The following is an 11,015-nucleotide window of genomic DNA, read 5'->3' as shown; positions in this document are numbered from 1 at the left end:
CCCAAAACCGGATGCGCCGGCCTGACCCTCTACGCCGTAGTACGCGAACTCCAACAACTCCTCGCCACCATGGCCGGCGCATGCCACACCTGCCAACGACCCTTCGACCCCCACGACACGACCTAACAAAGCACTACTAGTTGACCGCAAGAAAGGGGCCCCGACGGGCTGCCACCCGTCGAGGCCTGTGCACCGGTCGAACCCTGCGAGAGGAACAACCCATGCGCGTTCAGCGTACGGCGCGAGCCTGCCCGGACGAATGGGCTGGGCCCTTGACGGCGACAGTCGCGCCACTGCCCGAGCACCAACGTGCTCGTCTACGCGAGTACTGGTCCCAAGTCGTCGAGCTCACCTATGCGACCGCTGGCGAGCCTGCGCCAGATCCACGGTTCGACGCCTCCGAGCGCTCAGTTCGCCGGGAGGTACGCCGGCGAACTGCCCGGACGGTGCGCGTCATGCCTGCCGCTCAAGAACGGGTATCGCGAGCGATGGGCGGTGCCGCGTGAGTGAGCTGGTCTCCGTTCTCGGTCTCGACCGCACGGCGCCATGGATGGCGCCCGACGCGCCCACGGCCTTGTGTGGCGAGGTCGACCCCGAGCTGTGGTTCCCAGAGATGGGCGGTTCGACCGTCGACTCCAAGCGACTGTGTCGCGAGTGCCCGCTGCAACGAGCCTGCCTGGAGTGGGCACTTGCGCATTCCAGTGAGAGCCGGCACGGCGTCTGGGGTGGGCTCAGCGAACGCGAGCGGAGCGCGCTACGCCGTCGCCGAGCTGCCTCGACGGCTGCTGCCGCCAACGAGCTGTCGGAGGTGGCCTGATGTACGCACCGACCTACTATCGGACCCGCTACCCGGCATCTTGGACCAAGTCGGGGAAGGCCACCGCTACCGTCCGAGTCGGCGGTACGTACGAGGTGTACCTGTGCATCGGGCACCTGCGTGTCCCGCTGCGCACCGACGAGGCGTGGGCCCTGTTCACCGCGCTTCGTTCTGCGCTCCCGGCTGAGTTCGGTGCGGCGCCAGCGTGGACCGACGATCCGGTGGCGCGGGAGGTGGCGTCCTGATGGCGACCACCCACCCAGCCTCGACTCGCCGGCTCCTCATCCGGGACGAGGTCGTCGAGCTCGGCGACGTCGCCGCGACCGGTGACCTGTGGGCGGCATGCGCGTTGCCGGGTGATGGCCCGGAGTTCCGGTTCACCAGCACCCGCCCTGGCCGCCTGACGCGCGTTCTGGTTGCTCTCGGTCTTTCGAGGGGAGGCCGTCCGTGCTGATTGTTGGCCTCATCTTGGGCGCCTTCCTCGGCGCGCTGCTGTCCGCCGTGTTGTGGGCGACCGGCCGCCGTCCCTACCTGCGAGTCGACGTGCAACAGCACACGACCCGCGAGGTCGTCCACCACGTCGTCGTTCCCGAGCCCGCCAGTGGCCCGCATGCAGTAGAGGCGGCCGTGGTGGCGGAAGCAGTGTCCGCCATGCCGACCGTCCGCCCACACCCCGCCGTGTACCGGGAGGCGCTGACACCGCTGGCGCGGAAGGAGATCGGCCGATGACCGAGCTGGAACGCATCGTCGAGGCCGCCATGCGCCTGGTGACCGCGATGACCGAAGACGAGTACGTCCATGCCTACGCCGAGCTGTGCGACGAGCTCGGCCACGACGAACCGCAACATCGCTACGACCTCGGGGAGAACTGATGACTGTCTACGTCGACGACGCGGCGATCCCAGCTGGCGTCGGTGCCGACCGCCACTCCTGGTCGCGCCTCTTCGCCGACAGCCCTGTCGAGCTGGAGGACTTCCGCGCCCGTCTCGGCGCCGCGCACGACTGTGGGTTCCGGCACGAGGCGTTCGTGGCGTGCCGCCAGCCATGGCGGTACGCCACGGAGGCCGAGCGCACCCGCGCCATCTTGATGGGCGCGATCCCGGTGCGGCACCGCGACACGGCGCGCCTGATGCGTGAGCGGTGCCGGACGGAGGTCGCCGGATGACCAACGGACCGAAGCCGAGCAAGGCTCAGAAGCTACTCGCCGCGGCGGACGAGGCGGCGCAGCTGCGTGCGTACCGCACGCATCCCGACGTGGCGGCGCTGGCGATCGAACGCGTACGCACCCGCGTGGACGTCCTGGTCTGGACGGGTCTGGTGCTCGGACTGCTATTCACCATGTCCAACGTGGCGAGCTTCGCCGCACGCGGCGCCGAAGTCGGATCCGTGGCCTGGGTGATCGCCTGGCTGCTCGACCCGATGGTCAGCCTGTGCCTCGTCGGCACCCTGATCGCCGAGGCGACCCTCGCGCGGTATCAGCTGCGGGCCGGCCAGTGGGTTCGCGGCGCCAAGTGGGGACTGCTTGCGGCGACCTACACGATGAACACCTGGTCGGCCTGGGCAACGCGCGATGCGGCGCTGATCGTGTTGCACAGCGTTCCGCCCGCCGTCGTGTTCGTCATGGCTGAGGCCATCACCGATCTCCGGGACCGCCTGACCGACGCCGTGTTGGCCGCGCACCGCTACGCCACCGACCGCGCGGCGACGCAACCGGTCGTCGACGAGTCCGCCTCGGCCGCGGATCGACCCGAGCTCGACCAGCCCACCGTGCCGGCTCCCGCGGCGCAGGTCCAGGACGAGACCAGCGAGGCGGATCGGACTGCCGCGACGCGAACCACGGCCCGGCAACGCGCGGACCGCCGCGGTCAGAGGGCCACTCGCACACCGGACCGCCCGGCAGTCAGCGGACCGGACGTGTCGGACCTGCTTGCCCCGGGCCGAGCGGTCGCGGACCGGCTCGCCGCTCAGGGCCAGTCCTTGTCCCGCCGGTCCCTGATCGCCGGCCTGCGCGAGGACGGCCATGCCGTCTCGACGGGCCGTGCGAGCGCGCTTCTGCGCGTCCTCATCGCCGCTCCTTCGTCCATCGACACCGACCATGACTCGAACGGCCGTCAGCGGCCGTCTGAGGCCGCTTGAGAGGCATACCAGACATGGGATTCAAGGAATTCGTCGGACTCGGCAACGGTGACCACCGGCCGCAGCTGCGCGCCGTCCCGGACCCCGACACCACCGACACCGCACTGATCCAGGTCGAGACGGCCGGGGACCAGCCATCCGAGGACCAGCCGAACACCGACCTTGAGCCGAAGGTGTTCGACGGTGAGGTCATCGAGGACCAGCCGACGGCCGAAGCGGACCACCCCAGCAGCGAAGGACCAGCGGACGACGAGGACCAGGCGGGCACACCGGTCCCCGTGGACCCGCCCGCGCGTCGTGAGCGCGTGGACCTGATCGCTCGCGCTCGCGGCGACGAGACCCGCTCGCCTGTGCTGGCGCCGTGGTTGAAAGACCGGGCCGAGCTGCGCGATGTGACCCGTTGGCTCGCCGGCTTCGTCGGCCACACAGCGGCGTATCACCTCGTGCGGGTGCCGCTGTACGTCGCGAAGCTCACAGGCCGCTCGCCACGCGGGGTCTACCGAACACTGCGCGCGATCGCCGGCTGGGTACTCGACGCCGAGGGCGCGCCTCTGCGTCGTGAGGCGGTCGACCGCAAGGATGCCGACGAGTACATGGCCCTCGACGGGCTACGCCGCGACCGGCTCAAGTGGCGTTTCCTGCTTGTCCTGCCGCTCCTGCTCGCCGCTGCCGGCCTCGTCGCCGCGTCCGTCGGCGCGTTGGCCGTCGCTGTTCTCGCCGCGGTGTCCGTCGTGGTGTTCGGCGTGATCGGCTCGCCGGCCGACAAGCCACTGATCGGCCGTTCGGTCGTCACGCAGAAGGCGCCGCGGCTGACGTCGGACCTGGTGGTCCGCGCGCTGGCGGCGCTGGGCATCGCGCAGATCAATGCCGCTGTCGGGCCGAAGGGGACTGGTATCACGTTCCCGGCCCCGATCGTCCGCGACGGTCCTGGCTGGCGGGCCACTGTGGACCTGCCGTACGGCGTGACGGTCGACGACATCATGGACCGCCGCGACAAGCTGGCCTCCGGATTGCGTCGGCCGCTTGGGTGCGTGTGGCCCGAGTCGGTCGAGGACGAACACGCGGGTCGGCTGGTCCTGTGGGTCGGGGACCAGGACATGGCGAAAGCCAAGCCGACCCCGTTCCCGTTGGCGCGGTCCGGCCGGACCGACCTGTTCGAGCCGGTCCCCTTCGGCACGGACCAGCGTGGACGGCCCGTGAACGTCCAGGTGATGTTCGCCAACGTGCTCATCGGCGCCATGCCGCGGTACGGCAAGACGTTCGCACTTCGGGTACTCCTGCTGGCCGCTGCACTGGACCCGCATGCACAGTTGCGCCTGTTCGAGTTCAAGGGGACCGGGGACTTCGCGCCGCTGGAGCCGGTCGCGCACCACTACGGGACCGGCGCGGACGACGAGACCAAGGCCGCGTGCATGGACTCCCTGCGCGACCTCTACCGCGAACTCAACGTCCGGGCGAAGACCATCCGGAACCTGCCGCGCGACATCTGCCCGGAGTCCAAGGTCACGCCCGAGCTCGCCGCACGCCGGTCCCTCGGTCTCCACACGATCGTGTGCGGACTCGACGAGGTCCAGGAGCTGTTCACCGACCCCACACACGGCAAGGAGGCCGCCGAACTGACCACCGCCATCATCAAGCGCGGACCGGCCCTCGGCATCATCCTCATCCTCGCGACCCAGCGGCCGGACAAGGACTCCCTCCCCACCGGGGTGTCCGCCAACGTCGGTATCCGGTTCTGCCTGCGGGTGATGGGCCAGGTCGAAAACGACATGGTCCTGGGCACCAGCATGTACAAGAAGGGCGTCCGCGCCACGAGCTTTACCGGCAAGGACCGCGGCATCGGCTTCCTCGTCGGCGCGACCGATGACCCGAAGGTCACCCGCTCCTACTACGTGGACGGCCTCGACGCCGACCGCATCATCGCCCGCGCACGAGCGCTCCGGGCCACGGCCGGCACACTCACCGGCCACGCCATCGGCGAACTCACCACACCGGACGGCGCGCCGCTGGCGTCCCTGCTCGACGACCTCGCCGCCGTCATCCCCGCGGCCGAGGACAAGGTCTGGTCGGAGACCATCTGCGCCCGCCTGGCCGACCTGCGCCCGGACACCTACGACGGCTGGAAACCCGCCCAGCTCGCCGCAGCGGTCAAGCCGTACGGCATCACCACCCGGCAGGTCTGGCTCACCGACGACACCGGAGCCGGCCGCAACCGCTACGGCCTACACCGCGCCGACGTCCTCGACGCCCTCAACCAACGCAAGCGCCGCACCGACGGCGACGACGAAGGGGGTCCGTCCGACATCTGATCGCTAGCACCCCCACCCGCTAGACCTAGCGACCCCGCTAGCACCCCACCAACGCCGCTGACCAGCACAAACACGGTCCTAGCGGTGGCGATGCCGCACGCCCGTATACCGATCGCCCGAAAGGCCACGATGCACCCCCTCCACACCACCGCTAGCAGCCTCACCGAGGCAGCCCAGCCGGCAGTGCAGCCGGCCCAGCTGGGTATGCAGCCGGGCGGTGACCTCGTCACCCTCGGCGGCGTCCTGCTCGCCGCGCTCGCGCTCACCGCGGTCTACCTCGCCGCGTGCCTGATCTGGCCGTTCACCGCCTGCGGGTGGTGCGACGGCAGCGGCCGCAAACGCTCGCCCACCGGCAAAGCCTGGCGGCTCTGCCGCCACTGCAAGGGCACCGGCGCCCGCGTCCGCCTCGGCCGCCAGCTCTGGACCGCCGCGCGCACCACCCGCCGCAAGGGCACCCGACCCCACCGCACCACCCGCCCATGGAGGGACTCCGCGAAATGACCGACGACTACGACGACCACGTCGCCCTGACCGCCGCGCTGCGCGCCTGGGCCGCCGGCTCCTACCGCGACGAGGCCGCCGTCGAGCTGCTGATCGCCCACCGCGCATGGTTGGCCCGCCGCGACTTCCGGCGCGCATGCCTGTGCGCCGAGGGCGGCTACGCCTGGCTCGACGCCGACCGTGCCGCACGCATCGCGGACGGCGACGAGACCGCCGCGCTGCCCGCTTCGTCCGGCGAGCTACGGATCCTCGCGATCGTCGCGCAGCTCGCTGGCCAGCTCGGTAGCCGTCCGCTCGGCGAGCTGGTCACCGGACTCGACGGTCACAACATGCGGCTCGTCCTCGACGCGATCGCGCATGCGTCCGGCTGGCACGAACGCGGCGACCGCCACCTCGTCACCGGCCACCTCGACGGCCGGACCGGTGAGCACCCATGACCGCCGCGACACAGACTCCGGCCCGCCACCCGGTGGGCCGGTGTACCACCCATCACCACGAGAAGGAGCACCAACCCGCATGAGCACCAACACCACCCTCACCATCGTCGGCAACCTCACCGCCGACCCCGAGCTCGGCTTCACCACAACCGGGGACGCCTACGCCCGGTTCTCGATCGCCTCGACCCCACGCCGGCTCGACAAGACGACCGGGGAATGGGTCGACGGCGACACGCTGTTCCTGCGCGCCACCTGCTGGCGCGACCAGGCCAGCAACATCGCCGAGTCCCTGCACAAGGGCCAACGAGTGATCGCGGTCGGGCGACTGCGCCAGTCGACGTGGACCACCGAGGAGGGGGAGAAGCGCACCTCCATCGACCTCGATGTGGACGAGATCGGCCCGTCACTTCGCTGGGCCATGGCGCGCGTCACCCGAGTAACCCGCGACACCGCCACCGGTGCGAACGCCGCACCACGCGCCGGTGACTCTGCTCCCGCCTGGCAGCCCAAGCCGACACCGGTCCCGGCCGGCGCCGGCGTGCCCGGCTTCGGCGACGACCAGCCTCCGTTCTGACGCGACCAGCGCGGGTGGTCCGGCTCGCTTGCAACCCGCGCCGGGCCACCCTCTGGAGCAACGCTCCGCATGCCTGACAGGAGATATCGCAGTGACCGCCACTCTCGACGTGCCGCTGACCGCGGCGGCCCGCGGCTGGCACGTGTTCCCGCTCCGCACCGGTGACAAGCGACCCGCAGTCGATCGGTGGGAGACACGCGCCACGACCGACCTCAACCGGATTCGCGTTTGCTGGACAGCCGGCCGCTACGGCGTCGGCATCGCCTGCGGCCCGTCCGGGCTGCTGGTCATCGACCTCGACGTCCCCAAACCCGACCAGCCACCACCGAGCGACTACGGGCCGGGCATCACCTGCGGCCAGGACGTGCTCGCCACCATCTGCGAGGAAGCTGGTCAGCCCCACCCGCCGGCCACCTACACCGTCCGCACCGGACAAGGCGGACTGCACCTGTACTACCGCGGGCCAAGCCGCCTCGAGCTGCGCAACACCCACAGCAGCCTCGGTCCGCTCATCGACACCCGCGGGCATGGCGGCTACGTCGTCGCCGCGGGCACCAGCGTCAACGGCCAGCGCTACGAGCTGCTCGACGACGCGCCGATCGCCGACCTGCCGGACTGGCTGGCCGACCGGCTCACCCCGGCGCAGCTCCCGGCACAGGAGCCGATCCCGGTCAGGGTCGACACCGGCCGCCTCTCGATCTACCTCGCGGCCGCCGTCCGCGCCGAGCTTGACCACGTCCACCGCGCACCACCGGGCACCCGCAACCGCGCCCTCTACGGCGCCGCCGTCGCCCTCGGCCAGCTCGTCGCCGGCGGCGCTCTCGACGAGCACCAGGCCGCCGGCTGGCTGCTCGCCGCCGGCATCGCGGTGGGGCAGTCCGAGCGCGAGGCAACCCGCACGATCGCCTCCGGCTTCAAGGCCGGCGCCCGACGACCCCGGCAGGTGGCCGCCTGATGCATCCCCAATCACCCGCACCCGGCGAACCGGGTCGACCGAAAGCAGAACTCATCCGCATGACAGACGTCGCGCCCGAACGAATCGACTGGCTGTGGCCCGGCTACCTCGCCCGCGGCAAGCTCCACGTCGTCGACGGTGACCCCGGCCTCGGCAAGTCCACCGTCACTATGGATTGGGCCGCACGCGTCACCGCCGGCAAGCCGTGGCCCGACGGCCAGGCGGGCGGGGACACGGCCGGTGTGGTCATCATGTCCGCCGAGGACGGCCTCGGCGACACCATCCGTCCCCGGCTCGGCGCCGGCGGCGCCGACCTCGACCAGGCATTGGCCCTCACCGGCATCGGTTGTACCGACCCCGCCACCGGGGAACCCGGCCAGCGCCTCCCCGAGCTGCCGACCGACACCGAGCTGGTCCGTGACGCGCTGCGCCAGGTCGACGCTGCCCTGCTGGTCATCGACCCGCTCATGGCCTACCTGGCGCCGTCCGTGAACGCGCACCGCGACCAGGACATCCGCCGTGCCCTGGCCCCGCTGATGCGGGCCGCCGAGGACGCCGGCGCAGCTGTCGTGCTCGTCCGGCACCTCACCAAGGGCGACGGCGCCAGCGCGATCTACCGCGGAGGAGGCTCCATCGGCATCATCGGCGCCGCGCGGCTCGGCTTCACCGTCGCCCGCCACCCCGACGACCCGCAGAACGCCGGCCGTGCCGTCATCGCCGGCACCAAGGCGAACATCACCGCGACGCCCGCCAGCCTCGCCTACCACCTCGTCGACGACCCCGACAACGGCTGCGCCCGCGTCGAGTGGGAAGGCACCGTCGACTACTCCGCGGACGACCTTCTACGACCACCCGCAACCACACCCACCGGCGGCACCCAGGACACGGCAGCCCAGTGGCTGACTACCTACCTCACCGACCAAGGCGGCGAGGCGCCCTTGGACGATCTCCTCGACGCCGCCCGCGAGGCCGGGATCCCGGAACGCACTCTGTACCGCAGCCGCACCCGCGCCGGCGTGCTCTCTGAACGCACCGGCTACCCGGCCCGCGCGGTATGGCGCCTGTCGACGCCCCCAGCGGAGACGGCCGGTTCTGCCGCCGCCCCCGACGCTGGCGGAGCTGGCAGCACTGGCGGAACTGGCGGTACTGGCAGTACTGGCAGTACTGGCAGAACCGAGACACCGGCCATCGGGCCCTGTGCCCGCTGCCAGCGTCCGACCCGCCGCTACGGCGACCACGCCACCGGCACGCTCTGCGCGGCCTGCCGCACCAGCCAGGGAGGTACCGCGTGAACGCCAGACGACAACCGCGAAGGAGGACTCATGCCCACACGGCTTCGGACCCAGGTACCCGCACCCTCGGAGGACAACCGTTCATGGCCACCCACACCAGGGCCAAGCAAGCACATCTGACCGTAGACGAGTTCTGCACCGAGCTCGGCATCGCACGCTCGACCTTCTACGACTGGCGAGCCGCGAAGAAGACACCGCCGGTCATCAAGCTGCCCAACGGGCAACTCCGCATCCGCCGATCCGCATACGAGGCTTGGCTGGCCGGGCTGGAGGAGGTCGCGTGAACACCTCCTACGACGTCCGTATATGGAGCATCGATCCCTACCGTGGCAAGTCGAGAACGACCTACCGCGTCCGCTGGGTCGTCGCCGACAAGCGCTTCGTCTCCACCTTCGAGACCCGCAAACTCGCCGAAAGCTTCCGGGCGAAGCTCCTCAGTGCCGCTCGGGAAGGCGTCGCGTTCGACGAAGCCACCGGCCTTTCGGAACCATTGGCACGCACGAAGAACTCGCGCTCGTGGTACGAGCACGCGTGCGCATTCGTGGACATGAAGTGGCCCAACGCGTCACCACGACACCGCAAGAGCATCGCCGAGTCCCTCGCCACGGTCACGGCCGCGCTCCTGGCGTCCGACCGCGGCAAACCGGACAACGACGAGCTACGCCACGCGCTGTACACCTGGTCCTTCAACACGACTGCACGCCGCAGGACGCCCAGCGAAGCCGTGGACCGAGCGGCGCAGTGGGCCAGCGCCAACACCCTCTCGGTCGCGGACCTGGCGGACCCCGCTGTCATGCGCAGAGCGCTCGACAGCCTGGCCGTCACGCTCGACGGGAAGACCGCAGCGCCGACAACCATTGCGCGCAAGCGGGCCGTGTTCGCCGGAGCGGTTCGATACGCCGGCGAGCTGGGGCTACTCGACAGCAACCCGCTCGACAAGGTCCGGTGGAAGACGCCGAAGAGCACCGAGACCGTAGACCGCCGTGTCGTCGTCAACCACGAGCAGGCTCGACGGCTGCTCGCGGCGGTGCGGGAAACGCATGCGCCGTTGGAAGCCTTCTACGCCTGCATGTACTATGCGGCGCTGCGACCCGCCGAGGCGCTACACCTCCACGCGCGTGACTGCGTACTTCCCGACGAGGGCTGGGGAGAGCTGCTGCTCACCGGATCCACCCAACAGACCGGCACCGCGTGGAACGACAACGGTGCCTCGCGCGAGAACCGAGGCCTGAAGCACCGGGCCCGGGCCGATACCCGGATCATCCCCGCGTGCCCCGACCTCGTCACGATCCTGCGCCGGCACCTCGACGACTTCGACACCGGACCGGACGGGCGGCTCTTCGTCACCCGCACAGGTAGGTTCGGCAGACCCGTCGCCGGGCCCTACTGCAACCCGGTTTCGACGAACACTCAGAGCCGGGTCTGGCAGAAGGCTCGCGAGAAGGCGCTCACGCCCGCCGAGTTCGCCTCCCCACTCGCCGGACGTCCCTACGACCTCAGGCACGCCTGCGTATCGACGTGGCTCAACGCCGGTGTTCCAGCACCGCAGGTCGCCGAGTGGGCCGGGCACAGCGTCGACGTCCTGATGCGTGTCTACGCCAAGTGCATCTACGGCCAGGAAGAGGCTGCGCGTAAGCGAATCGAGGCTGCGCTCAAGGCCGACTCGGATTCTGACGGCATCGACGCAACCGGCTCCTAGCCTTCGAGCTTGGGGCGTATTTGGGGCGGACGACCGTAGATCACCGGACGTCGCCGGACACGGCCGGACAACACAAGACGGCCCCTGACCTGCGTTCGTGCAGGTCAGGGGCCATATCTGCTGGTGGTGGCGGGTCCAGGATTCGAACCTGGGTAGGCTGAGCCGACGGTTTTACAGACCGTTCCCTTTGGCCGCTCGGGCAACCCGCCGAGTTGACGTCAGGCAGCATAGCAACGGCGGCGCAGAGGCGGTGGAGGCCCTTCCCGCATGCCTGGGCCGTTTGCTCGGCATCGTG

12 protein-coding genes, 1 tRNA gene and 1 pseudogene are annotated in these 11,015 nt (G+C 70.4%); 13 read left to right on the top strand and 1 reads right to left on the bottom strand.

Annotated elements, in window-relative coordinates; genetic code table 11:
• Positions 1–550 precede the first annotated feature (550 nt).
• From GEV07_29440 to GEV07_29380, 13 genes and pseudogenes are all read left to right on the top strand, one after another.
• The gene (locus GEV07_29440; protein MQA06652.1) at positions 551–817 is read left to right on the top strand and encodes a WhiB family transcriptional regulator; all 267 of its coding nucleotides are present in this window, start codon (positions 551–553) and stop codon (positions 815–817) included.
• Positions 817–1,062 carry a hypothetical protein gene (locus GEV07_29435; GenBank protein MQA06651.1) on the top strand — a complete coding sequence of 82 codons (246 nt, stop codon included), beginning with the start codon at positions 817–819 and terminating at the stop codon, positions 1,060–1,062. The genes GEV07_29440 and GEV07_29435 overlap by 1 nt, the downstream gene beginning before the upstream one ends.
• Before the next feature lie 202 nt (positions 1,063–1,264).
• Complete coding sequence (locus tag GEV07_29430; GenBank protein MQA06650.1) at positions 1,265–1,546, top strand: hypothetical protein; 282 nt, start codon at positions 1,265–1,267, stop codon at positions 1,544–1,546.
• 142 nt (positions 1,547–1,688) lie between these two features.
• Positions 1,689–1,982, top strand: a complete 294-nt coding sequence (locus tag GEV07_29425; protein MQA06649.1) for a DUF4031 domain-containing protein — start codon at positions 1,689–1,691, stop codon at positions 1,980–1,982.
• Positions 1,983–2,071: 89 nt separating this feature from the next.
• Positions 2,072–2,953: a hypothetical protein gene (locus tag GEV07_29420; protein ID MQA06648.1), complete on the top strand. Its 882-nt coding sequence runs from the start codon at positions 2,072–2,074 to the stop codon at positions 2,951–2,953.
• A 14-nt stretch (positions 2,954–2,967) separates the two neighbouring features.
• Positions 2,968–5,262 carry a cell division protein FtsK gene (locus GEV07_29415; GenBank protein ID MQA06647.1) on the top strand — a complete coding sequence of 765 codons (2,295 nt, stop codon included), beginning with the start codon at positions 2,968–2,970 and terminating at the stop codon, positions 5,260–5,262.
• Positions 5,263–5,466: 204 nt separating this feature from the next.
• A pseudogene (locus GEV07_29410) lies at positions 5,467–5,685 on the top strand (hypothetical protein).
• A gap of 74 nt (positions 5,686–5,759) precedes the next feature.
• Complete coding sequence (locus tag GEV07_29405) at positions 5,760–6,200, top strand: hypothetical protein (GenBank protein ID MQA06646.1); 441 nt, start codon at positions 5,760–5,762, stop codon at positions 6,198–6,200.
• 79 nt (positions 6,201–6,279) lie between these two features.
• Positions 6,280–6,774, top strand: a complete 495-nt coding sequence (gene ssb, locus GEV07_29400) for a single-stranded DNA-binding protein (GenBank protein MQA06645.1) — start codon at positions 6,280–6,282, stop codon at positions 6,772–6,774.
• A gap of 91 nt (positions 6,775–6,865) precedes the next feature.
• Entirely contained in the window at positions 6,866–7,729 is an 864-nt protein-coding gene (locus tag GEV07_29395) for a DNA primase (GenBank protein MQA06644.1), read from the top strand.
• Positions 7,729–9,021: an AAA family ATPase gene (locus GEV07_29390; GenBank protein MQA06643.1), complete on the top strand. Its 1,293-nt coding sequence runs from the start codon at positions 7,729–7,731 to the stop codon at positions 9,019–9,021. Before GEV07_29395 ends, GEV07_29390 begins: the two co-directional genes overlap by 1 nt.
• Positions 9,022–9,104: 83 nt before the next feature.
• On the top strand, positions 9,105–9,305 hold the full coding sequence (locus GEV07_29385; protein MQA06642.1) for a helix-turn-helix domain-containing protein: 201 nt from the start codon (positions 9,105–9,107) through the stop codon (positions 9,303–9,305).
• The gene (locus GEV07_29380) at positions 9,302–10,720 is read left to right on the top strand and encodes a tyrosine-type recombinase/integrase (protein ID MQA06641.1); all 1,419 of its coding nucleotides are present in this window, start codon (positions 9,302–9,304) and stop codon (positions 10,718–10,720) included. The genes GEV07_29385 and GEV07_29380 overlap by 4 nt, the downstream gene beginning before the upstream one ends.
• Positions 10,721–10,844: 124 nt before the next feature.
• On the opposite strand, the gene GEV07_29375 is transcribed toward GEV07_29380, so the two are convergent.
• Positions 10,845–10,929 (bottom strand) — tRNA-Tyr (locus tag GEV07_29375).
• Between the last annotated feature and the right edge of the window lie 86 nt (positions 10,930–11,015).

It is taken from the genome of Streptosporangiales bacterium, assembly GCA_009379825.1.
In the GTDB taxonomy this organism is placed as follows: domain Bacteria; phylum Actinomycetota; class Actinomycetes; order Streptosporangiales; family WHST01; genus WHST01.
Note: the sequence above shows the minus strand (reverse complement) of the source record. Positions and strands in the feature narration are given on the sequence as shown.